22 protein-coding genes are annotated in these 24,813 nt (G+C 42.2%); 4 read left to right on the forward strand and 18 right to left on the reverse strand.

The genetic code is table 11. The annotated features are described in order from the left end of the window. Position 1 precedes the first annotated feature (1 nt). Together CRO04_RS13540 and wecB are read right to left on the reverse strand one after the other, a co-directional pair. Complete coding sequence (locus CRO04_RS13540) at positions 2-646, reverse strand: MBL fold metallo-hydrolase (protein WP_097004789.1); 645 nt, start codon at positions 644-646, stop codon at positions 2-4. A gap of 257 nt (positions 647-903) precedes the next feature. Further along, a complete protein-coding gene (gene wecB / locus CRO04_RS13545) occupies positions 904-2,004 on the reverse strand; it encodes a non-hydrolyzing UDP-N-acetylglucosamine 2-epimerase (RefSeq protein ID WP_097004790.1) in 1,101 nt (366 codons plus the stop codon). Between the two features lie 82 nt (positions 2,005-2,086). Between wecB and CRO04_RS13550 the strand changes: the two genes are divergently transcribed. After that, complete coding sequence (locus CRO04_RS13550) at positions 2,087-2,950, forward strand: hypothetical protein (RefSeq protein ID WP_141400983.1); 864 nt, start codon at positions 2,087-2,089, stop codon at positions 2,948-2,950. A 93-nt stretch (positions 2,951-3,043) separates the two neighbouring features. Here CRO04_RS13550 and CRO04_RS13555 read toward each other — a convergent pair whose 3' ends face one another. From CRO04_RS13555 to CRO04_RS13595, 9 genes are all read right to left on the reverse strand, one after another. Next, positions 3,044-3,772 (reverse strand): class I SAM-dependent methyltransferase, encoded by a 729-nt coding sequence (locus CRO04_RS13555; RefSeq protein WP_166432559.1) that lies wholly within the window; start codon positions 3,770-3,772, stop codon positions 3,044-3,046. Positions 3,773-3,789: 17 nt separating this feature from the next. Next, positions 3,790-5,670 carry a glycosyltransferase family protein gene (locus CRO04_RS13560; RefSeq protein WP_097004793.1) on the reverse strand — a complete coding sequence of 627 codons (1,881 nt, stop codon included), beginning with the start codon at positions 5,668-5,670 and terminating at the stop codon, positions 3,790-3,792. Positions 5,671-5,894: 224 nt separating this feature from the next. Next, positions 5,895-8,201, reverse strand: a complete 2,307-nt coding sequence (locus tag CRO04_RS13565) for a RelA/SpoT family protein (protein ID WP_097004898.1) — start codon at positions 8,199-8,201, stop codon at positions 5,895-5,897. A 74-nt stretch (positions 8,202-8,275) separates the two neighbouring features. Further along, positions 8,276-9,268: an adenosine deaminase gene (gene add, locus CRO04_RS13570; RefSeq protein WP_097004794.1), complete on the reverse strand. Its 993-nt coding sequence runs from the start codon at positions 9,266-9,268 to the stop codon at positions 8,276-8,278. A gap of 139 nt (positions 9,269-9,407) precedes the next feature. Continuing rightward, complete coding sequence (gene lsrF, locus CRO04_RS13575) at positions 9,408-10,289, reverse strand: 3-hydroxy-5-phosphonooxypentane-2,4-dione thiolase (protein WP_097004795.1); 882 nt, start codon at positions 10,287-10,289, stop codon at positions 9,408-9,410. A 52-nt stretch (positions 10,290-10,341) separates the two neighbouring features. After that, positions 10,342-11,481, reverse strand: coding sequence for a substrate-binding domain-containing protein (locus CRO04_RS13580; protein WP_097004796.1), 1,140 nt, complete (start codon positions 11,479-11,481; stop codon positions 10,342-10,344). Positions 11,482-11,532: 51 nt separating this feature from the next. Further along, positions 11,533-12,561: an ABC transporter permease gene (locus CRO04_RS13585; RefSeq protein WP_097004797.1), complete on the reverse strand. Its 1,029-nt coding sequence runs from the start codon at positions 12,559-12,561 to the stop codon at positions 11,533-11,535. After that, positions 12,558-13,556 carry an ABC transporter permease gene (locus CRO04_RS13590; RefSeq protein ID WP_097004798.1) on the reverse strand — a complete coding sequence of 333 codons (999 nt, stop codon included), beginning with the start codon at positions 13,554-13,556 and terminating at the stop codon, positions 12,558-12,560. The genes CRO04_RS13585 and CRO04_RS13590 overlap by 4 nt, the downstream gene beginning before the upstream one ends. Further along, on the reverse strand, positions 13,553-15,076 hold the full coding sequence (locus CRO04_RS13595) for a sugar ABC transporter ATP-binding protein (RefSeq protein ID WP_097004799.1): 1,524 nt from the start codon (positions 15,074-15,076) through the stop codon (positions 13,553-13,555). Before CRO04_RS13595 ends, CRO04_RS13590 begins: the two co-directional genes overlap by 4 nt. A 308-nt stretch (positions 15,077-15,384) precedes the next feature. On the opposite strand from CRO04_RS13595, the gene CRO04_RS13600 reads away from it, so the two are divergent. From CRO04_RS13600 to CRO04_RS13610, 3 genes are read left to right on the forward strand one after another with little or no spacing between them, the layout of a single operon-like run. Continuing rightward, complete coding sequence (locus CRO04_RS13600; protein WP_097004800.1) at positions 15,385-16,305, forward strand: sugar-binding transcriptional regulator; 921 nt, start codon at positions 15,385-15,387, stop codon at positions 16,303-16,305. A gap of 26 nt (positions 16,306-16,331) precedes the next feature. After that, positions 16,332-17,897 (forward strand): autoinducer-2 kinase, encoded by a 1,566-nt coding sequence (gene lsrK, locus CRO04_RS13605; RefSeq protein ID WP_097004801.1) that lies wholly within the window; start codon positions 16,332-16,334, stop codon positions 17,895-17,897. Between the two features lie 29 nt (positions 17,898-17,926). After that, on the forward strand, positions 17,927-18,277 hold the full coding sequence (locus tag CRO04_RS13610; RefSeq protein ID WP_097004802.1) for a cupin domain-containing protein: 351 nt from the start codon (positions 17,927-17,929) through the stop codon (positions 18,275-18,277). Between the two features lie 78 nt (positions 18,278-18,355). Here CRO04_RS13610 and CRO04_RS13615 read toward each other — a convergent pair whose 3' ends face one another. The 7 genes from CRO04_RS13615 to proC all read right to left on the reverse strand — a co-directional run bounded on the left by CRO04_RS13615 (position 18,356) and on the right by proC (position 24,536). Further along, on the reverse strand, positions 18,356-19,264 hold the full coding sequence (locus CRO04_RS13615; RefSeq protein ID WP_242974488.1) for an AEC family transporter: 909 nt from the start codon (positions 19,262-19,264) through the stop codon (positions 18,356-18,358). Positions 19,265-19,269: 5 nt separating this feature from the next. After that, positions 19,270-20,493, reverse strand: coding sequence for an NAD(P)-dependent oxidoreductase (locus CRO04_RS13620; protein ID WP_097004803.1), 1,224 nt, complete (start codon positions 20,491-20,493; stop codon positions 19,270-19,272). A 269-nt stretch (positions 20,494-20,762) separates the two neighbouring features. Then, entirely contained in the window at positions 20,763-21,287 is a 525-nt protein-coding gene (locus CRO04_RS13625; RefSeq protein WP_097004804.1) for an adenine phosphoribosyltransferase, read from the reverse strand. A 114-nt stretch (positions 21,288-21,401) separates the two neighbouring features. Next, positions 21,402-22,289, reverse strand: coding sequence for a site-specific tyrosine recombinase (locus tag CRO04_RS13630; RefSeq protein WP_097004805.1), 888 nt, complete (start codon positions 22,287-22,289; stop codon positions 21,402-21,404). A 219-nt stretch (positions 22,290-22,508) separates the two neighbouring features. Continuing rightward, positions 22,509-23,111: a stage II sporulation protein M gene (locus tag CRO04_RS13635; RefSeq protein ID WP_097004806.1), complete on the reverse strand. Its 603-nt coding sequence runs from the start codon at positions 23,109-23,111 to the stop codon at positions 22,509-22,511. Positions 23,112-23,170: 59 nt separating this feature from the next. Then, the gene (locus CRO04_RS13640) at positions 23,171-23,719 is read right to left on the reverse strand and encodes an NUDIX hydrolase (RefSeq protein ID WP_097004807.1); all 549 of its coding nucleotides are present in this window, start codon (positions 23,717-23,719) and stop codon (positions 23,171-23,173) included. 22 nt (positions 23,720-23,741) lie between these two features. Continuing rightward, entirely contained in the window at positions 23,742-24,536 is a 795-nt protein-coding gene (gene proC, locus CRO04_RS13645) for a pyrroline-5-carboxylate reductase (RefSeq protein WP_097004808.1), read from the reverse strand. Between the last annotated feature and the right edge of the window lie 277 nt (positions 24,537-24,813).

The raw sequence follows: 24,813 nt of genomic DNA on the forward strand, positions 1-24,813 counted from the left end.
CCTATCCTCTGTATGATGCCACCGGATTATACGATTTTTCATGACCGATGGTAGTTACGTCCCCGTGTCCCGGATAAACCATGGTATCACCAGGAAGGGGAAACAGCTTTTCTTTGATGGAACGGATGATCGTAAACTGGTCTCCTGTAGGCAGATCTGTCCGCCCAAGCGATTCCAAAAAGAGGGTATCTCCGCTGATTAAAACATCTTCTTTTTTAATATAATAACAGACACACCCCTGTGTATGACCCGGAGTGGCAATCACTTCGGCTTTAATACCTGCCGCTTCAACCGTCTCTTTGTCAGTCACGTACCGGTCTGCAGCTAATGAACAGAGTCTTCCCATATTGTCGGAAAGGTTCACAGACGGATCTGCAAGCAGCATTTTTTCCTCTTCTCCGGCATAGACAACCACTTCCGGAAACGCCTGCTTAATCTCCTTAACAGCCATAATATGGTCAAAATGACCGTGGGTTAAAAAAATAGCTTCCGGTGTGACAGACAGTTTCCTGCACTGTTCCAAAATATATGCACCCTCATCTCCGGGATCCACAATGACCGCTCTTTTTAACTGCTCCCGGAAAATGATATAACAATTAGTTCCGATCTGCCCTACCTGGTATGTTTTAATTCTGAAATCGCTCATATTAATTATCTCCTGTTTCTATCATTCATTCGTTTTAACTTGCTTAAATGGTGAATACCGGTATATCAGTCCCATACAAAAGCTTTGCCTGATAATAATCTGCATATTTAAATTATACCATAAAGATTTATTTACGCTACATTTTTTCCAATGGCAATTAACATAATTATAATATCATTACATTTTTAACATCTCTAATATCTATTCGCCAGGAGTCCGTTATACCCTGTTGAATAAATGAAATATAATTTAATTTATCATAAAAATAATTCCTCCAGAATATCTGCAATTCTCTTACAAGCAAATCCGTCCCCATAAGGATTGCTCGCATGGCTCATTTTATCATAAACTTCTTTGTTTTCCAAAAGCAGCTTGAAATTACTGTATATATTTTCTTCATTGGTTCCAACCAGTTTAAGTGTACCCGCAGCAATGCCTTCAGGCCTTTCCGTCGTATCACGCATCACTAATACCGGTTTTCCCAGTGAAGGTGCCTCTTCCTGAATTCCACCTGAATCCGTCAGGACTAAATAACTGCGATTAAGAAAATTGTGAAAATCCAGTACATCTAATGGCTCAATAATGTGAATTCTATCAGAATCACCCAGAATGCCTCTTGCAGTTTCTCTGACTATCGGGTTCATATGAATAGGGTATATTGCCTTCACATCCGGTCGCTCATCCAACACCCGGCGAATAGCCCGAAACATATGTTTCATCGTTTCTCCAAGATTTTCTCTCCGATGTGCGGTAATTAAGATTAATTTACTTCCTGCAGACCAGGTTAATTCGTTATGATTATAATCCTTCCTTACTGTGGTTTTAAGGGCATCAATCGCAGTATTACCCGTTACATAGACTGTGTCCGGATTTTTACCTTCTTTAATAAGATTATTTTTTGATAATATAGTGGGTGCAAAATTGTATTTACTTATAATCGAAACAGCCTGGCGATTAAATTCTTCAGGATATGGAGAGTATATATTATAAGTACGGAGTCCCGCTTCCACATGGCCTATCGGAATCTGCAGATAAAAACAAGCAAGTGCAGCAGCAAAGGTTGTCGAAGTATCTCCATGAACTAAAACAATTTCCGGCTTTACAGCCTCTAAAATATCTTTCATGCGATTGAGCACAATGGTAGTTATATCAAATAAGGTCTGTCTGTCTTTCATAACAGACAAATCATAATCGGGAACAACATTAAATGCTTCCAGCACTTGATCCAACATTTGCCTATGCTGGCCGGTAATACACACAATTGTATTACTGCCGATTCTGTTTTTAATTTCATTTACAAGGGGACACATTTTAATAGCTTCTGGTCTTGTGCCAAAGACCAACATAATCTTTTTCATCTTCCATCGACCTCACTAACTATTTGGAATAGATTAATAAACAATTCAATATAATGTGTTAAAAAGGAAATTAAAAGGAATTGTGAAATTGAAACTAATTCATACACTTTTATTTTTACTAAGACCAGAAAAAAAATCGGAAGATATTAAACTGGCGGAGAAAAATCTTAAATCACTGGAAAAAAGCAGTTTTAGGACATTGGTGGTGTATAATCAGGGGTCACTATCAAATGTGGAGCTTGAAGATTTCCTGCGACAGTTCGATTTAGAATGCATTGTTATTGGTAGTGCAGTCAATGTAGGAATAAATGTCAGCAGGCAGCAGTGTTTTCAATATATATGGGACAATTATCCGGATACTGAATTTATAAGTGAACTACACATGGATATGATATTTACTCATCACTGGGAAGATGCTATATTAGATTTTCTTAGCAATAATGATGAACCTATGATGAGCGTGGGTATAGTTAATAAAAGGGGGGAATTGCCTTATTTAGAAGATACAAAGTACGTAATCCCCAGTAGTTTGGAGGAATATGACAGCTTTTTATCAGGGCTGTGCTGCGATAAGATTGTCCACGGATTTACCCACCCCTGCATACATAAGGCTAAAATATTGAAAGAAATAGGTGGCTACGATGCCCGATTCCTTAATGGTAAACAATCCTTTGAAGATGACAGTCTGTTACTCGGGTATTTTTATTACTATGGAACAAAAAAGAATTGGTATCCTAAGATAAATTATAATTCGGTTGTCTATCATGCTATTGCATTGCAGCGACTTGATTTGCAGCGATACGATTTGCATGACAACTTCTCCATCAATCTTAACGGATTAATTAAACAATATGGGGCAATGGGGTTAAAAAATTTGATTCATCTGCGCAATAGCGCCTGGCATAAGGATTTTTTCCAAAGCAAAATTAATGAGATGCTAAAATAAAAGTTAATTATCAGAAAGCTGAAGAAAGGAGACTGTCGTAATATCTTTCATATTATGGCAGCACCTCTTTTCTAATTATTGTTATTTCTTATATCAAGAACAATTTTCGCCTATTGTTACCAACAAATATCCCTGACCGCAATTATCTCCGCAGATTTCCATTTCTGTAAACCACTTTTCTAATGCTAATCGCAGATAATGCGTCTTTGGCAAAAAGTTTACCGACTGCTTTTCACCAACCGTATATTCATCAATCACCTTATAACCTGCTTCTTCAAAATCCCTGACAAGCGAGTACTGCGGCAGTTCCTTTCCGTATCTCCATGTGCCATTCTTCTCCATAAGGCCTTTTCCCATACGATATCCCAGAGATGCCGCATTCGGTATTAAAGAAACCATTTTTTTACAGCATGGCTTCCATAATCTGAGCATTTCTATGCGTTCCATTCTTTCAAAATGCTCAAGCAACCCCGCCTGGAATGCTATATCGAATTCCCGTGCTTCAAACGGTAGTACAGTTCTTGCATCAGCTTTTGCCGTTCTTACGATACAGCCAAACCTTTCGCATAAAGTTCTGACCAGAATAAGGCTCTCTTCCTGAAAATCAAGCGCGGTACATATTCTTCCATTTTTAGAAAGATATGCCATCGTTTCTCCGCTTCCGCAGCCAATTTCCAGTATCTTATCGCCTGATTGACTGAGCTTAAGCATTTCCACACTCTGTGCGCTTAAGTTTCCGTTCATTATTTTTTTATAAATGTTATCAGCGTATGAATGATCATAAAGCCTGCTCCACTCAATATCGGAAAGTTTAGTATTCATTTTTTTCTCTTCCATTTTCAAAACTTCACTTTCTTTATGCATTTAATATCATCTTTTACTTTCTTCCATCTGCTTAGATAGGTATGCTCCATAAGGAACCTTTCATATGCCTTTTTTCGAATTGCTTCCCGTTCTTCTTCATGCTCAAGATAGTATTCTATTATACCGGGGAGCTCACTGTCATCCTTGTAACAGATTATTTCTTTGCCAATATCGAAATAATCGTTTAGTTCTTCTATATAACTGGTTATAACGACCTGATTACATGCTATCGCCTCAAAAAGTCCTACTTTGACGTTCATATAGCCTGCAATTGTTTTTGCAAATGACAGGTACATAAGCCCCCCATTTATTGCCTTTGTATGCTGGACGCCATGCACTTCTCCATGCACTTCCCCAAGTCCTGATTCCCATCCACAGCCATAGATTCCGACCTTAAATCTTTTGCTCAGCTCCCGCATTACGCCAAGTCTGTCTTCACGGGCATGACCAACTACTACCAGATCAAACTTTCTTTCGATTTCCGGCATATAGAAATGATGGTCTGTCGATGCCGCAAACGGTAATAGGTGTATATTCACCTTTTCTCTGTCATACTGATTTACCAATGAATACTTTGAGTTGGTATAGAACAGATCGAATTTATTCGCATAAAAAGCTCCGTTATATGGATACACATCCGGATCTGACAGTTCTATGCCAACACTGATGATTCCCATTTCCGAGAGCATTTTAAAGCCGCTGTCCTCCAGCACAAGTCCTCCTGAATTTAAAACAACAGCATCCGGCTTAAAATTTAAAACATCATTTCTGACTTTTTCGGTGTTAAGGATGCATATATGACCATTTGGCGTTGAAATCTTAGCTTTAACCCTGCTATCAGGCGTTCTTGTGTAAACCTTTAAATCTATCTCACGGGAATCGCATATCTTTGCCAGATCATCCGCCATTACCTTGACCACATCATTATCTTGCATCCAGTATGATCCGTACTGCAGAACCCGGACAGAGTTAAGCGCCTCGTCAACTGCGGCTTTTACATTGGTAAGATGCTTCTTAATTACAACAATCGCTTTATCCCTGTATAGGAACTGTTTCCTTCTGATTATCTCGCTTTCACTTTTTGCCTTGCAGATGAGTTCCTTCAATTTTTCTGTTTCATTGATCTTTATGCAGTATTCTTCAAGATCACATTCTTTCATAAGCGCGCGTATCTTCGGACAGATATCTATGGCAATGCACGGCAGTCCCTTCTGTATCGCCGCAACGATACCGTGATATCTTCCCGAGATCACAAATCCGCAGTTACCGATTCGCTTTTCAATATCGTCACAGGATGTTTGAAAATCATCGGCTGTTATTTCATCAAACTCCCCGGCTATGATCCGGTTATATTCATCTTTTTTATTTTCATAGCAGATATACTTACGAAATGATTCGTTCCATAAAAGCTCCAGACCTTCGCGCCATACAAAAAACAATTTATTCATATCAAAGTTTCCGCTGTCTGAAAAATTTAATGGTGATGCAAAAGTAATATCATATGATCTTTCAATATCACCTATTTTCATACAGTCTAGTGAATACTGATCACGAACATAAAAGAATTTCGCATTTCTGCTGAGTTTATATGCCTGATCTGTTATATGTGGAAATTCTGCTCCAAGACCAAGCATTCCATAAGGTGTTTTCTGCGAATAATTAAACCATGGCCTTATTGTATCATATATGAACAGTCCGCCTCCGCCACATATAACAAAATCATAAGCTGAAAAGTCTACGACCCTTGTATCAATAAATTCAGCTTCCGGAAATAAGCCTGCAACAGTACGTTTTATCCAATTATCTCCCAGGTTCCGCCCCTGCCACCAGCCCCATACTGCCAAACGTTTTTCCATATAATTATTACCCCTTAATATTATATGTAATTATAATATGAGGTTTAACCATTTGTGTGTCCGCCAACCTTTTTTGGAGTTCTTGCACCTGCGGCCCGAAGGAATATTTGTATTTCCCGGACAATAAAAACACCTCCAAAGTAGACTTGGCTATTTACCTTATCTACTTTGGAGGTATCATATCAGAATACCACCCCAACTATTGACAAAGAGCCAAAACTGCGTTATCCCGCAGTCCTCTCAATGTCAATTACACCTTCGATTTGTCTCAATTTATCAACCAGTTTTCCTAGCTCTTCCACTCCATGTGTCTCAAAAGTCATGGTAATGGTGGCTTTTCCCTGTTTGTTGGTTCTGGAATTCATGGAAGTGATATCAATCTGCCTCTCAGTAAACACCTTGGAAATGTCAACAAACATACCGATCCTGTTATTGGCAAAAATTTTGATTTCCGTAGAATAACGTTCTTTTGTGCTCTCTCCCTCCGGCTCCTGCCACTCTGCATCGATCAGCCGGTTTCTCTCATCTTCCGGAAGATTTAAAACATTGACACAGTCTGTTCTGTGTATGGAAATACCTCTTCCTCTGGTAACAAAGCCAACAATCTCATCACCAGGCACAGGAGAGCAGCATTTGGAGAAACGGACTGCAAGGTCGTGGATACCCTTTACGACGATTCCGCTGCCGGTACGTCTTTTAAGGGGAAGTCTGCTGCCAATATCCTCAATGTCATTCAATATGGTATTATCCGTTACATCCTTCTTTAACTTCTTATCCCTCTCATCCACCATCTTATTGATGACCTGGCCCTCTTTTAACCCGCCGTGCCCGATGGAGGCAAGCACAGAATCCCAGTCCCGGAAGGCGTAACGTTTCATAACCTTTCCCTGGTACTCCGGCTTGTTGATCTCAGAATAATTAATACCTTTGGTTTTACAGTAGCGGTCCACCATCTCCTTGCCCCGGAGAATATTGTCTTCCTTCAGCTCTGTCTTAAACCACTGGTTTATTTTATTCTTAGCCTGGGTGCTTTTGACCACATTCAGCCAGTCACGGCTGGGTCCTTTGCTGTTCTGGGAGGTGATAATCTCTACCTGGTCCCCATTCTCAATCACATACTCGATGTTTACCAGCTTCCCGTTGACTCTGGCACCCACCATTTTGTTGCCGACTGCACTGTGTATGGAGTATGCAAAGTCAATGGGAGTGGAACCGCTGGGAAGGTTCTTCACATCCCCTGACGGAGTAAAGCAGTAAACGCTGTCGGAAAACAGGTCTAAATCACCCTTGACCATATTTAAAAATTCCTTGTTATCGGACATGTCCTTCTGCCATTCCAGTATCTGGCGCAGCCAGCTTAACTTCTCCTGTTCCTTGCCTGCTGCAACCTGGCCGCTTCCGCTCTCCTTATACTTCCAGTGGGCTGCAATTCCGTATTCTGCAGTCCGGTGCATCTCATACGTACGGATCTGGATCTCAAAGGGCTGACCGTTGTTACCGATCAAAGTGGTATGAAGAGACTGGTACATGTTGGGTTTTGGCATGGCGATATAATCCTTAAAGCGGCCCGGGATTGGCTTATACATCTCATGAATTACGCCCAGGGCAGCGTAACAGTCCTTTACATTGTCAACGATAATGCGGACTGCAAACAAGTCATAAATCTGATCCAGTGTCTTATTCTGGTTAACCATTTTTTTATAAATACTGAAAAAATGTTTAACGCGGCCATCGATTCTGGCTTCGATCCCGGCTTCCTTCAAGTGTTCATCCACTTCATCTACAATGCTTTTTACAAAATATTCCCTGGCATCTTTTTTCAGTGATATTTTTTCAGCCAGCTCATAGTAGGTGTCCGGTTCTAAATATTTTAAAGACAGATCGTCAAGCTCAATCTTAATTTTGGAAATACCAAGACGATGGGCAATGGGAGCATAGATCTCCATGGTCTCCTTCGCCTTTTCCTTCTGTTTCTCAGGCTTCATATACTGAAGTGTCCGCATATTGTGAAGCCGGTCTGAAAGCTTGATGATAATGACACGGATGTCCTTAGCCATAGCCAGAAACATCTTTCTTAAATTTTCCGCCTGGATCTCCATCTTATCCATAGACCAGGAAATCTGGGTCAGCTTGGTAACCCCATCCACCAAAAGGGCTACCTCTTCCCCGAATTCTGCTTTCAGTTCATCTAAGGACATAATGGTATCTTCTACCACATCATGGAGAATTCCTGCAGCTATGGTTTCTTTGTCCATCTCTAAATCAGCCAGAATGATGGCAACACAAAGAGGATGAATGATATAGGGTTCTCCGGATTTGCGCACCTGGTCCTGATGCGCTTCTGCTGCAATATGATAGGCCTTCTCTATCATGGAGATATCATCGGATGGGTGATACCTCTTTATGCTTGCCACCAGCTCTTCATAAAGCGCCTGCGGGCTTGTAAAATCAGCGGGTGCCTCCAGATCAACATCTACTTTCTTCATCACTTTATGCTCTTTTTCTATTTCAGTCACCTTATTATTTTCCATCATTGGATTATCTGCCATATACCGTCACCTTTTTTTGTAACATTCCTGTTTTCACCGATTTTTAAACGTAGTTATCATACATTATACGTATGATTGTCGAAAAAAGCAATTATTTTTTCTTTCTCTTTAGCTCCGATAAAGGCAGCTTCCAGCGCATAACGGTTCATCTGCCTTAAGTCCGCTTCTGTAAATCCCATATGCTTCTTGATCAGTTCTGCCTCTTTTTCCAGAGTTGTATCTGATACAGTCATGTTATCCGTATTATAGGTGACCGGGATTCCCCAGTCATAAAAAGCTTTTAACGGGTGGGTCTCAATGGATGAAACCGCCTTCGTCTGAAGATTGCTGATTACGCACATCTCTAAGGTAATTTTTTCCTTTTTTAAGAGGTCCATACAGGATTTGGACTGAATTGCCGCACAGCCATGTCCGATTCTTTTTGCTCCATAGGAAACTGCTTTTATAATGTTTTCACAGTCTCCGCATTCTCCTGCATGTATGGTAAATGGGATATTCTTCTGTCCGGCTCTTTGAAAGAGAGGTTCAAAATGAGCCATGGGAACAAGACCTTCCGGTCCCGCAATATCTACACCAACCACACCTTTGCCAAGATAGGAAGAAGCCAGTTCAAAGGTCTCTTCATTCTCCTTATCCGATCCGTTCACCATGGAGCAGAGCAAAAGTCCTGCTTTTAGTGAGGTGCCTTCCATTCCCTTATTCATCCCTTTTATAACCGCTTCCAGAACCCGTTCCTTTGAAAGTCCTTTTCTCATATGAAGCTGAGGTGCAAAACGGATTTCACTGTAAATCAGTCCCTGGTCAGCCAGTCTTTTAACCAGGTCCTCACAGGCCAGTGTCAAAGCTTCTTCTGTCTGCAGAAGCTGCCCTGGTAAATCAAAACAATGAAGATAATCCACAAGGCTTTCACAATTTTCCCCCACTGATACACATTCCTTTATATCCTGTCCTTCAAAATCATATCCAATCTGCGCCGCTAAAAGCCTTACCACATCAATTGATAAGGACCCGTCAAGGTGCAGATGGAGGTCAGTTTCCAGTCGCTTCATAATTGATTCCTCCTTCATTCAATGGAAATATTTTAACATATAATAAGGAAAGCAACAATTATTTATTTTGGCGCTTATCTTCTTTTCTGATGCAGAAAAAAGAAGAACTGCCCCAAATACCGGACCAGTTCTTCTTTTATTAACGGTGCACCATCTCCTGATAAAATTCAAAGGCTTCTTTATCAGTAAAGCCTTCATGCACAATTTTTCTGACTGCCGCGCACATTTCAACGGGGTTTTGACTCTGGAATATATTTCTTCCCATGTCTACCCCCTTTGCACCGTGGCTGATAGACTGATAGGCAAGCAAAAGCGCCTCTTTCTCAGGAAGCTTCTTTCCTCCTGCTACTACAATGGGGACCGGACAGGCAGCAACCACCTCTTCAAAATTCTCACAGTAATAAGTTTTAATGATATTTGCTCCCAGCTCCGCAACAATTCGTGTCGCCAGTTTAAAGAACCGGTCTGTGCGTTCCATCTGTTTACCCACTGCCACAACTCCCATAACAGGAATGCTGTAGCGTAGGCCTGAATTAACTGCCTTTGAAAGGTTGTCAAGGCTGGACAGCTGCCCATCTGCTCCGATAAAAGTCTGGACCGCCAGACAGTCCGCATTCAGACGGACTGCATCTTCAATATCCACCGCCAGTATTTCGTGGGAAAGATCTTCATCAAGCATAGAGGAGCCTGAGGTTGTACGAAGAGCAATTCCTTTCTTTCCTGCAGCAGGTACACAGCTTCTTATCGCCCCTCTGGTTCCCATTAAAACGTCCACATATGGAAGAATCTTAGGAATAACCAGGTCAAGACGTTCCAGTCCTGCAGCAGCTCCCATAAAATATCCATGGTCAAATGCAAACATAACCGTATTATGGCTGGTTTCATCAAAGATATTAGACAGATGCTTTTTCATACCCCAGTCTAAATTATTGGCTCCTTTTACGTAAAACGGCTTATTATTTTCAAATGGAACTTCCGTATAATAATTGTGTGCAACTTTCACGCTATCAAGATCTGCCATTTTTATTTTCTCCTATTCATTTTATTTATTTCACCTCATACAGGGCAGGTAATTAAAAATCAAAATTGTTCATATTATCTTTGTTAAATATGGTCCGTTCCGGAAGAAGTACAACTCCGTTATTTACCTCACCGGTGGATGCTCCTTCTACCAGACAGTCATTGGGCAGTACTTCCACGGTACCTATTTTCGGAATATCTACTTTATCCCCTATCTTTAACTGATTTCCTGCAGATATGTATGCTGCCAGGTAGCAGCCGATCGCTCCCTGAACCTGGCAGTCCCAAAGTCCCCACTGCTCGATAATTCCTGCATTGCAGTAATCTTTAATGGACATGGGAGAAGCGAATCCTGTGATTGTAACGTCCTCTTTTGTAAGTCCTTTGTTCTGGGCTGCCTTGCACTGACCCGGCAGTGCTGTTGAATCATTGCAGATAATCAGATCAATGTCCGGATTGGCCTCCAGAATCGATGCGCCGATGGAAACAGCTTTTTCTGCATCCTGCTCCGAGTAATAATTATCAGGTGCTACATTCTCCCAGTTTGGATAATTTTCTTTAATGTACGCCTCTCCTGCTGCCTGCCAGGAATTCTGATCTGCAACGGTTGCCTGGGAATAATGCCAGCAATATTTAATCTTATCCGTTTTAATATCCTTTCCCCTCTTCGTCAGGGAATCCGCCCCCATATCAACCAGCATTTTTCCAAGTATATCCGGAGTGCCCTGGGAAACCATCAGGGTACGGGCTGTGCTTGATACGTCAGAATCCCAGGTAACTACAGTCACTCCTGCTGCTGACGCTTCTTTCAGTGCAGAATCAAGTCCGGTTGCATCTACAGAGGAAACACAGATCGCATCTACCCCGCTTGCAACTGCGTTATTAATTACCGAAACCTGATCTGCCACAGCTGCATTGGGACTCCCCTGGTAATCTACGTTTATTCCCCACTCTTTTCCGTATTTCAAAGCCCCTTTTCCTGCTGATTCAAAAAATGCATTACCTGTCAGTTTTGGTATGAATACCACCGTCTTTCCGGTGATATCAGATGCCTTACCATCGTCTTTGACTGCCTCTGCTTTGGGATCAGCAGCCTTTGCTGCTGCCTCAGTTGCCCCTCCGGATTTGCTGCACCCTGTCATTACAGTTACCGTCAGCATTCCTGCCATTACAAATGCGATTGCCTTTCTCATAAGAAAACCCTCCTTCTTTTATATAGCTCTTTATAAATGAGGCGTAACCCTCTAATTACCCCTTCCAATCCTTTTCATTTTCATAAGATACGTTTTAAATTGAGGACGGCCAAACAACGCCCGCCCAATTATAATAACCAGAAGTAAAATTCCAACCGGTATATCAAGATACTGCTGGCTCACCTTAAAGCAAAGAGGCAGACCAAATCTCAATGTCCCAATTGCAATTGCAGCCAGTGCTGTACCAAGGACGCTGCCTTTCCCGCCTGTACTTAATGTTCCCCCAAGAACTACTGCAGTAATAATTGGTAAAGTCAGTGTTGCCCCGATATCACTTTTGGCTGTTCCCAGATAAGAAGTCAGAATAATTCCTGCCACAGACGCACTGACTGCAGAAAGTACATAGGTACTCATAATAATCAATTTTGTGTGGATTCCCGAATATTCTGCTGCATTTTGATTGACACCAACTAAAAATACCTGTCTGCCATAGCGGGTTTTATGTAAAATGAAATATGCCAGAACCGCAAGAAACAAAAAAATAATGACCTGACTGGGTATAACCCCAAAGAGCCTGAATTTGGACAGCTTAAGAAAGCTTTCCGGAAATCCATTAATTCCTTTATAGCTTTCTGTTGCAGAAAGCTTTGAAACCAGAAGTGCGATTCCTGTATAAAGAAAGCTTCCGCCCAAAGTAACTACCATAGGCTGAACGTTGCAGTACGCTATAAAAAAGCCTGAAACTCCACCACATACTCCTGCTGCTGCCATTGCAAGTAATGAAGCTGCCCAGATATTAACTCCCCCATCCTGCCAGGCAACACCAAGGATAATGGAGGACAACCCGACAATGGAGCCCGCCTGAATATCAATTCCGCCCGTAATCATCACAAAGGTTACAAACAGAGAAATGATGCAAATGGAAATAATATCATTCATGCTGCCAAACAGGACTCTGGGCATTAAAAATTTGCTGTTTTTACCTGCAAAAATTACAATTTCAAGTACAATCACCAGAAACAGAACAAATTCCCACTTTTTTAAAATCTGTTTCATTTTCAGAAAAAAGGAAGTTTTCATGCTTTCTGCCCTCCTTTTCCGGCAGTTTTGGCAGCCAGTATTTCATGTCGGTTTTTTAGTGCCCCACGGTTTTGTACAGTCGTATTAATTACTACAATCGTTAACAGCAAAAAGCCTGTAATGGTATTGTCATAATCCGAAGAAAATCCCAAAAATACAAGAATTCTGCTAATGGATGACATGATAACAGCTCCAATGGCCGCCCCAGCCAGGCTTCCAATCCCACCAGTCAGGCTTAAGCCGCCTAATACACATGCTGCGATTGCCTTCATCTCATATCCACTCCCTGCGGTGGGCGTGATAAATCCAATTCTGGAGGCATAAATGATTCCTGCCATTGATGCAAACACTCCGCACAGCACATATGCCATAATCCTGGTTTTATCTGCCGGTATTCCTACCAGTGTGGCTCCTGCAGCATTATCTCCCACTGCCACAAAATATTTCCCTTTCCTGGTTTTCGTAAGAATTAAATGCCCAATTACTATAATTACAAGTGCTGCTCCATAAAAATATGTAACATTGCCTGCTAAAAAACGATTGGAGAATATGGTAAAATCAGCCGGCAGATTTTCTACCCAGGCACCTTTTGTGTATACATAAATAATGCCCCTCACAACTCCATTTACACCCAGTGTAAAGATCAGAGAAGGTATATTTAATACAGCAACTCCTATCCCATTCACCAGTCCCACAAGCGCTCCCACTAAAATCGCTGCAGACACTGCTGCTCCAATCCCATAACCATCTCGCAGCAGCGTGGCGCCCACAGCAGATGACAGCCCCAGCACTGCACCAATCGATACATCAATTTCACCGGTCAGAATAACAAATGCAATTCCTGCTGAAAGAAACGTGAATACTACACTGTCATTAAAACAATTGATGATCGTCTCTGGTTTCCAAAAGCTTTGATTGATCAGACCTACCAGGAAAATCAGCACTGTCAGGAACAGAAAGCTGTTAATTTCCCTGTTTTTTAAAAATTTTTTCATCCCTCCACCTGCTTTCCTTCCCCTACGCCAAAGGATGCTGCCATCAGTCCGGACTGGGTAATTTCCTGCTTTTTCAGTTCCCCTCTGATCCGCCCCTGGTAAACTACCACTGCCCGGTCTGACAACTCTACAATTTCTTCCATATCAGAAGAAATCAGCATAACAGCTACCCCCAGTTTTTTAAGTTTATGAATAATCCCGTATACATCCTTTCGGGCCGCTGCATCAATTCCTCTTGTAGGTTCATCCAAAATCACAAGTCTGGGACCAGTCGCCAGGGACCTTCCAATGACTATTTTCTGCTGGTTTCCGCCAGATAAGCTGCCTGCTGACTGATCCAGTCCTGTTATTTTAATTCTGAAATCGTTAACATATCTGCTGGTTATTTCATATTCCGCTTTTCTGTTAACAAATAGTTTCCCCATTGATTTTCCTGTAATAAGCGCGGATGTCATATTAGCAGCCACATCACTGATTGCAAACAATCCGTTCAGACGGCGGTCCTCCGGAACATAGTTAATACCCACTTTTAATATCTCCCTGGTTGAAAGACCTGTCACATCCTTTCCATCTAAAACTGCGGTTCCGGAAAGTACCTTGTCCTTGCCAAAAACAGTTACAGCCAGTTCTGTCCGGCCAGCACCAACCACTCCTGCCACTCCTAAAACTTCTCCAGGATAGATTTTTAAACTGATATCCCAAAATCCGTAACCTGAAAAATTTTTCAGTTCAAATACAGGCATCAGCCCGGTATAATCAAGTTCCTCTGCCTCCTGTCTTTCTGCTTCCTTGCAGTCATCAGGAAGCAGCCCCTTAACTAACATCTCCCTGGTGAATTCAGAAATCTTTCCATTCAGCGTAATCACACCGTCTCTCATGATTGCCACATGGGTTGCAATCTGAAATACCTCAGTCAGACGGTGGGTGATATAGATTATGCCAATTCCTTTTTTCTTTAAGTCTTCCACAATCTTAAAAAGGCTCTCTACCTCATCAAATGTGAGGGCACTTGTGGGTTCATCCAGGATCAGAACCCTTGCCTGTCTCATCAATCCTCTTAAAAGCTCTACCAGCTGCTGCTCTGCTATGGACAGGCTCATGGCTTTTCTTCCCAGATCCAGTTTCCAATTTATTTCAGCCATGGTCTCTTTCAGTCTCTTTTTTAAAATTCCCGGCTTTTCGCCTAAACCAATCAGGACATTTTCCTCCACTGTCATATTGGGAAACAGCAGAGGTTCCTGAGGCACCATATAGATTCCCCTGGCCAGAGATGAACTTGGCTTGAAAACAGTCATCTTCTCTCCAGCAATGGAAACACTCCCTTGATCCGGCTGATAGATACCCATGATTATTTTCATCAATGTACTCTTTCCAGCACCGTTTCCCCCGATCAGCGCCAGAACTTCCCCTTCCCCTAGGCTTAGATCAATTCCTTTTAAAACAGAATTGATACCAAACGTTTTTATAATTCCGCTTGCAGTAAACAGTTTTTGATCCACTGCTTCTGAATGTTTTATCATTATATCCACCCACTATCTTGATATATTTGTTCGCTCTCCAAACTTTTGTTACAGTCATCATCATACATGATAACATACAGCTTGTCAATAGGCTCCGAAGAAATCTATAGTGTATATTCACTAATATTTTAATTTTTATCTTCATTTTTTATGCATTTATTTTTATTTTCTCCATTTGTTTCGTTTTTTTTATTTTTAATTCAGCACTATTGACAGATGATATGCAAATTGTTATACTACATTTAGTTGCAAACATTTTATTGATATAACAACTTTTGTAACAATCTAAGAAACCGGAGAAGAACAGAATGAATTACGAAGAATCCCTTATTGTCAAGACCGCATGGTACTATTACATTGAGAATATGACACAGCAAAAGATTTCGGAACGGCTTGGTATCTCCCGTATGAAGGTAATAAAACTGCTGGACAAAGCACGGCAGAACGGAGTAATACAGTTTAAAATTTCACAGGAGCGCAGCCATCACCTGCAGGCCGAACAGGATCTGATTAAGAGATGGAATCTAAAAGATGCATTTGTAGTACCGGCTTCACCCGATGATTCCTGTGCAAATGATACAGTTGCCAAAGCTGCAGCCATGTACATCAATGATCGGATCACGGATAATACTTATATCAACATCGGTTATGGAGACACGTTAAGCCGGGTTTTAAACCATTTGGCTACAGTGACGGAAGCACCAGTTTCTGCCGTATCTCTGACCGGCGGAGTCAGCTATTATCTTCCTAATACATTCTCAAGTGTTTTTAATGCAAAGCTTTATTTGTATCCTGCGCCATTAATTGTATCAACGAAGGAACTTCGTGATGCGATGCAAAGCGAGCCCTCTATTCAGGAAATCTCCCGAATGGTAAATCTGGCTTCGATGACAGTAATCAGCATCGGAGGACTGAAAGAAGATGCAACAATTATAAAAAATGGAATTTTCACCAAAAATGATTTTCTTTATCTTTCCATGCAGGGAGCTGTGGGGGACCTCTTAAGTCATTTTATTGACAAAGATGGGAATCCAGTTGAGACAGATATTGAAGAACGGCTTTTAAGCACCCCTTTAACCACACTCCGCGCTCTTCCTAATGTAATTGGAGTAGCAGCAGGAAGCAGTAAGGTAAATGCAATCCGGGCTTCTTTAAATGGAGGATATTTAAATACGCTGATTACAGATGAAGCCACCGCTTTAAGCCTGCTGGCAAAAGATCCCGGCTGATAACAAATCAAAATGGAGGTATCTGCATGTCATCAAATTATCTTTTAGCTATTGACGCTGGAACCGGAAGTGTACGTGCCGTACTGTTTGACCAAAAAGGAAACCAGATTGCCTGTGTTCAGAAAGAATGGGAGCACAGAGTGAACCCTCTCTATCCTGGAAGCATGGATTTTGACTGGATACATAACTGGGAGCTTGCCTGTGGCTGTATTTCACAGGTCATAGCAGGCAGCGCTGCAAATCCCCGGGACATTGCCGCAATATCCACAACCTGCATGAGAGAAGGCATCGTCCTCTATGATAAAGAGGGCAGCGAACTCTGGGCCTGTGCCAACGTCGACGCAAGAAGCAATGATGAAGTAGAACAGCTGATCCTCCATGATCCGGAACTGGAACGTATCTTGTACCGGGAATCCGGGCAGTCCTTCGCTTTAGATGCCATTCCACGACTACTCTGGGTAAAGAATAAACTGCCTGAAGTCTACGAAAAAACCGCTTACATAGGGATGTTTAATGACTGGCTTATCTATAAATTAACTGGAATTCTTGCTGTTGAGCCAAGTAATGGTTCCACCTCAGGACTATTTCACTTAAAATCCCGGACATGGAATCCCGAAATTAACCAAAGATGCGGCCTGCGGACCGATTTGTTTCCTCCTGTAAAAGAATGCGGTACTGTAATTGGAAAAACCATTTCCGGACTGGAACAGTCTGCGGGACTTTCAGAGGGAATTCCCGTCGTTGCAGGAGGCGGAGATGCCCAGTTAGGCTGCATCGGGGTAGGGGTTGTTAATTCAGGAGATGCAGCAGTATTTGGCGGAAGCTTCTGGCAATATGAATATAATACGGACACTCCTGTTATGGACCCTGACTGCAGGGTGCGGGTCAACTGTCATGCAATTCCATCTCTCTGGCAGTACGAAGCTCTGGCATTTAAGCCAGGATTGGTATTGCGCTGGTTCAGGGACAGCTTCTGCCTTGCAGAAAAAGAGACCGCACTGAGATCCGGAAGATCTGTTTATGATCTGATGAATGAAGAAGCCGAAAAGATACCTCCAGGCTGTTACGGCATGATGTGTGCATTTTCAGATATCATGAATTTTATTAACTGGAAGCATGCAGCCCCTACCTTTTCTAATTTCCAACTTGATTCTGATAAATTTAATCATTATACCTTTTACCGGGCAATCCTGGAAAACACAGCCTTTATTACAAAAGGACATTTAGATCTTGTAAAAAACACCACCGGACATTTTCCCGAAGAGATTACCTTTGCAGGAGGTGCTGCAAACAGCCGTCTCTGGGCACAGATTTTATCCGATGTTCTGGGGATTCCGGTTAACATTCCAAAAGTCAGGGAAGCCACCGCCTTAGGTGCCGCAATTCTTGCAGGCTACGGGATTGGTTTGTATGAGGACATATCACAAACAGCAAAAGAGCTTGTTATTATAGAACAGCGCCTGACACCGGATATGAATAACAATAGAATCTACGAAAAAATGTTCAGAACATGGAAAGATTTTTACCATACACAGCTGACACTTTGTGACCGGAAGATTACCAAAAATATGTGGATTGCACCAGGCTTATAAAGAGAAGTGAATAAAAGGAGAAATCAAATATGTATATAATAAATGAATCAGAAAAAGAATACCGCTTTGGAGACAGCGGACCCAAATATCTGATGAAAGGTCCACGAATGAATTTTGCAGTGGTACAGTTTCAGCCCGGTGAGGATTTCATCGCACATTACCACAATGTAATGGAAGAGAATTTTTTCATCCTGGAAGGAGAAATAAAGATTGTTGTAGACGGAGTAACTTATCACTTAAAACAAGGAGATTTCATACATATTGAACCAACAGAGACCCATTACTGCTTTAATCCGTTTCAGACCAGTGTGAAAATGATCTCCACTCTGGCACCCTATCAGGAGTCTGATAAAGTGGAGCTGAAAGATGATACGTTTTAATTAAAATAAGCTAACATAACGGCATCTTCTCTCAATATGGGAAGGTGCCGTTTTTTCATTCTTATTATATTTATTAAATCACAGTACCAGGCACCACAACGGAATGGTCACAAGGGACAAGAGGGTTGTCACAACCACGCATTTGGTAGCAAAAATGTAGTCTCCGTCGTATTTTGCTGCCAGTATGGCTGTGGTGCTTCCTGCCGGCATTCCAGTCAGCAATACCGATACCCCTGATATCAGCTGGGTTACAGGAAACAGGCGGCAGAAGATAAAAACAAGAAAGGGGATAAAAAACAGACGGATCAACGTATATTTCATAATCCCTTTATCAAAGATACTTCCTGCTTTCACCTCTGCAAGAATGGTTCCGATCAGCACCATGGAAACAGTTGTGGTACAGCTGCCCACATTTCGAATGGTATTTTCTATAAATTCCGGCATTGACAGCTGGGTAATCATAAAAAACAAACCGATATATACCGCAACGATACAAGGGTGGGTAAGAACCTTTTTCACCACCGTCTTCCGGTCCGGACTTTCTGTAAAATAAGAGACACCTGCAGACCACATGACAATTCTCTGTGGAACGAGAAAAATGGAGGCATACATCAGACCTTCTGCTCCGTAGATCCCTTCTGCAATCGGATTTCCCATAAACCCGGCATTGGAGCAGACGGTTCCGTACTGCAACACCTTCTTTCGCCGTTCCGGTTCTTTTTTATAAAAGGTATTCGCGATAATCAGACAGCCAAACTGAATCAGCGTGGCAATGAACAGTATGACTGCAAACCCCTTTAAAATATCCAGATTAAATTCAATGAGAAAGGAACTGATTATGTTACATGGCAGGATCAGATCAATAACCAGATCTGTCAGCACCTGTTTTGCACTGTCCGGAAGAATTCCCAGTTTCCGTAAAACCACTCCGCACGCAACCAGTAAAAACAGCATACCCTGCAGGTTTAATAAACTGCTATTTATCATATTTATCACTCTTCTTTAGATTTCATATATTCATCCATGGCTTCTGCCACTGTCTTTGAGTAAGCCACAGCCTCCACAACCGTTCTGGCACCTAGTACCACATCTCCAGATGCGAAGATACCGGGAATGGTTGTCTGCCCCTTGTCATCCGTCATAAGAAGACCGTTCTGACTGGCTTTTAAGCCCTCGGTTGTATTAACCAGCTTGCTCTTTGGCCCCTGGCTGACTGAAATGATGGTGGAATCTGCAAAAATCTGCACCCGATCCTCCCCCAGTCCTGCCGGTTTCCCTTCTTCATCATGGAGAACCTTCCCAAAGACAGGGCCATCATCTGTAATTTCCATGATCTGCATACCAAACTGAAAGTCCGCACCATCCAGTCTGGCATAGGCCATTTCATGCTCACTGGCAGTGCCTGACGTTCCTCTTGCATAAAGAGTCACCTTTCTGGCACCATGGCGGATTGCTGTTCTGGCTACATCCATGGCTGAATTGCCCATTCCGATGATAGCTATTGTTTCTCCCAGATGATAGGCGTCGGGATTTGCCAGATAATCGATGGCATAATGGACATTGCCCAGGGATTCCCCTTTGACTCCCAGGGTTTTAGGTCTCCACACACCGGTTCCGATGAAGATGCTCTGATATCCATCACGGATTAAATCCTTAATTTCCAGTGCCGTTCCGATAGCTGTATTGGGACGTATCTTCACTCCGATCTCCAGAAGCTTTTTCTTATATCGTTCCAATATGGACTTTGGAAGACGGAATTCAGGAATTCCATACTGCAAAACGCCGCCCACCTTATCTCTGGCATCAAAAATCGTTACGCTGTATCCCTTCTTTGTCAGCAGGATTGCTATGGTGATCCCCGCCGGTCCTGCACCAATTACTGCTACCTTCTTTCCATTTTTCGGCATACAATCAATTTTTAACTGGTCGAAAACGGTATCGGAAATATAGTTCTCAATGCTGCTGATATGAACCGGCTGTCCTTTCTTTCCCAATATACAGTGGCCTTCACACTGCTTTTCGTGATTGCATACCAGGGAGCAGACTAAAGACAAGGGATTATTTTCAAAAACCATCTCCCCTGCTTTGTTTAAATCTCCCTCTTTGAACGCCTGAATCATCTGGGGAATTGCTGTTTGTATGGGACAGCCTTGCCTGCATAAAGGTTTTTTGCAGTTTAGACATCTGTTTGCTTCATCAATAACATGTACAGCCATAATTTATTTTCCTTTCTTTCGTGGTCTCTATCATTCGTTTCAGTATCCATTGTTTTTACATTGCACATTGTATACAATTCAATATGCTGAACTCATTCTATCACACTCAAAATCAGAAAAGCAATAGTCCGTGAACATGTATAAAAAAAATAAATTATGTCAAAAAAATATCGATTTTTATGGGCTTTCTATTGAAAAAAAGAGAATTCAAAGCCTTTGTTCACCCAGAAAACAGGCAGCAAAAAACCTTAAATTCTCTTATAAAGTGATTATTTACCCTCGTAGGTAATCATCGCTTCCACATCATAACCGGTCAGTCTGTCTCTGCCATTTAATCCCGCAAGTTCCATGATAAAACAGATTTTAACCACTTCACCGCCAAGCTCTTCCACCAGCTTAATGATGGCTTCAATGGTTCCTCCGGTAGCAATCAGGTCGTCAATGATAACCACCTTCTGTCCCGGTTTAATGGAGTCTTTATGGATCTCCACAGTTGCTTTGCCGTATTCCAGTTCATAATCAGCAGAAAGAACTTCTCTGGGAAGCTTTCCCTTCTTACGGACAGGTATAAAGCCCTTGTGTTCTGCATAGGCAACCGGAACTCCAAAAATAAAGCCTCTGGACTCAGGCCCTATTACAGAATCATATTCCACTCCTTTTAACATCTGACGAATACCGTCCACAGCCATAGTCAGTCCGTCCGGGTCTTCCAGAATGGTAGTCACATCACGGAATACAATTCCTGCCTCCGGAAAATCCGGAATGCTTGTGACATAATCTTCTAATTTCTTCATCTTCTATCCCTCATAATCATAAAATTTTCCCGCAGCTTATCACGCCGACCCACCTATTATAGCGCAAAGAGACTTCACAGGCAAATATTGTTTTATATTCTTATTATATTCCGTCTAGCTTCTTGGGTGCGCCCCGGCATAGGTACGGTGCACCGTATCCTTCTGGGCATAATTCATATACATCTGTGTGGTAGCCATATCAGAATGTCCAAGCATGGCCTGTACTGCGTGAATATCTGCGCCGTTGCGCAGCAGATGGGCAGCAAATGAATGTCTCAGTGTATGAGGAGTAATATCCGACTGAATACCTGCCTTATCTCCATAAAACTTAATGATCTTCCAAAAACCCTGACGGCTCATGGGTTTCCCGCTGCAATTGGTAAACAGCCAGTCCGATTCCTGTCCTTTTAAAAGAGCATGTCTGCCCCGTTCCATGTATGCAGACAGAGCCAGCTTTGCCACCTTTCCAAAAGGTATCATCCGTTCCTTATGCTCGTCCCTGCATGTGATATAGCCCACGGTCAGATTCACGTCTTTGCTGGTCAGATGAATCAGTTCTGACACCCGGATTCCCGTAGCATACAAAAGCTCCAGCATGGCGCGGTCTCTCAGCTCTTTGGGGGAATCCCCGCTTGGCTGGCTTAAGAGGCAGTTCACCTCATCTACGGTCAATATGGTAGGCGCTTTCTTTTCAACCTTAGGTGCCTTTAAAAGCTCAGCCGGATCTTTCGAAATCAGTCCTTCCCTGCATTCATAATGGAAAAATGCTTTCATGGAAGCCAGACAGCGTGAAATGGTAGTGGTAGCCCTGCCCTCTTTTTCCAGAAACAGGATATAGGAATTCAGACTGGTCTTCGTCACCTTATCCACTTCCTTAATTCCCTGCTCCCCCAAAAAAGAAGCCATCTGAATTAAATCTCTCTGGTATGACACCTCAGTGTTTTTTGATGTTTTTTTGATCTCTCTCAAATAAATTATAAAATGATTAATTTCGGCTACCATTTCAATATCCCCTGACCTTCCGGTTTCAAAAAATGCCCTAAAATGCGGCTTCTTCCTAACATTATATAGACTATTTTCGATAAAATCAAACACATTTTTTCAGCGAAAAAAGCACTTAACATAATATATACTAGATATTGGTAGCATGCTCCCTGATTTCGCAAGATATGGTAACTTTTGGTGAATCATTTTTCTTTATTTTTTTTGAGATTTCCCTGATTACAGGACGTATTTTAAGAAAATGGGATTAATCCAGGTTTCCAGAGCACTTCCCGCTACAGAAAAAAGCAGGATGAAAATCAGGGCAGCTGCACGAAATCGTTTTCCCTTCTGTGCCCCCCAATACAGGATAAGCACCCACAGCGGCAGATAGCAGAGCCATTGCGGCATCACTGTCATAAAGAAAAAAGGAAGTCCCATCAGGCCCTTTTGTACAGTAATGACAGACATGATAAATCCCATGGAAAATCCAAGTCCTGCCGTAAGAAGGCAATATAAAATAACGGCATATGCCGTCATGCCTATGAGCCATGCTATAAATATCTCAATCAGTCTCTGCCTTAAGACTGCTCCGAAAAGCCCGATACTCTCCTGTCCGCCGACACTTCTGCTTCCGTCTAAAAGTCCTAAATAGTAAACGGCTTCATTCTCAAAATAAGAGTACCAGAAATTGGCAATAACTGTTCCTGCCATTAATCCGATAAAAAAGCAGATCAGATAACGGTCATCTGCCCTGATTCCGGTTGATACAGGAATATAACGGCTGCTTCCTGCAGCTCTCCTCTTTAGTATGTATCTTAATTGCCGGATATAACCAGACATAAAAATCCCCCCTACAGGTCTTGTCATAATTTATGCCTGCAGAGGGTCTGTTTATTCCCTTAATTTACACAGTACTTTCTGGCATATGCCATAATCGCTGCAATGGTCTTTCCATCGGTAATCTCTCCCTGGTAGATCATATCCTCCAGATCCTTTACCGCCCATTCCTCAACTTCGATATACTCATCCTCATCTAAGTTCTGCCTGGAAGGCTCTAAATCCCGTGCCACAAAGATATCAATCACTTCATCACAGAATGCAACCGTGGTATTAACTCTTATAAGAAATTCCATCTTCTGTTTTTCTGTCTTATATCCTGTTTCCTCTTCCAGCTCCCTGTGGGCACAGTCAATCTTTGGTTCCTCAGGAGAATCAAGGGCTCCCGCCGGAATCTCCAGAGTATACATGTCCAGTGCATTGCGGTACTGTCTGACCATAAGAAGATTTCCATCTTTTGTAACCGGAACCACAGCTGCTGCCCCATTATGGTGAATGAAATCCCAGTGTGCCAGATGTCCGTTCGCATCTACTGTATCTTCATAAATTTTCAAAATGTTTCCCTTATATTTCAGGGTTCTCTCCAATCGTTTTACCGGAATCTGATCCATATCGGTTCTCCTTTCCTTTGTCCTACAGTTTCTCACATTTTTTATAACAGGCATCAGAGGCCTTGATCACCGCATTGCGGAATCCGTATTCCTCTAAGGCGGAGACCGCGGCAATGGTGGTTCCTCCCGGAGAGCAGACTTTATCCTTCAGTGCTCCGGGATGCTCCCCTGTTTCCAGCACCATTCTGGCACTTCCTGCCACTGCCTGTGCTGCCATCTCATAGGCTGCATCCCGTGGCAGACCATACTTTACTGCGCTGTCAGCCAGAGCTTCAATAAACATGTAGACATAAGCAGGAGAACTGCCGCTGACACAGACCACTGCATTCATCAGACGCTCTTCCACGATCCTCATCTTGCCCAGGGAACTGAAAATTCCGGCAATGGCAGTTTTCTCTTCCTCTGTGAAAGCCTTTTCTTCATAGCAGACTCCGGTCATGCCTTCGCCCAGCAGCGCAGGGGTATTGGGCATGGCACGAACCACTCGTTTTCCCTCTCCCAGCTTTTCCTTTAACTGGTCCGTGGTGATTCCGGGTGCAATGGATATCATAACATTCTTTTCTGTTACCACATCACGAAGTTCTGCCAAAACCGGATCCATATACTGAGGTTTCACCGCCAGAACAATATATTTTGCAAGACCTGCACATTCATGGTTAGATTCCACCCAGTCAATCCCCAGTTCTTCTGTTACTTCCCTGCAGCGGTCCTGATTTACATCAGTAAAGACAATATCCTCTTTCTCATATTGTTTCACCAAACCTTTTGCAATTGCATATCCCATATTTCCGATTCCTATGATTCCAATTTCCGCCATCTGATATCCTCCTGCTTTTTACTGCTATCAATTAGCACCATTCTAACACCATTTTTTTAAATGTCAATGACGTGGAAATTAAATTTTAAATACATCTGTGGAAACTCAATAAGATAATAATTGACAAAATTAAAACAATAATGTTATACTCAAACAGTTATAGTGTGTTACTGATTAATCAGGCATTAACTATGCATGAATATTTTTGGAATGTTTATGCTAGTTAATGCTTTTTTTGCGTCCGGAAACAAAAAGGCTTTATGATAAGCATTTCAAA

This window comes from Lacrimispora amygdalina (genome assembly GCF_900205965.1).
Taxonomy (GTDB): Bacteria; Bacillota; Clostridia; order Lachnospirales; family Lachnospiraceae; genus Lacrimispora; species Lacrimispora amygdalina_A.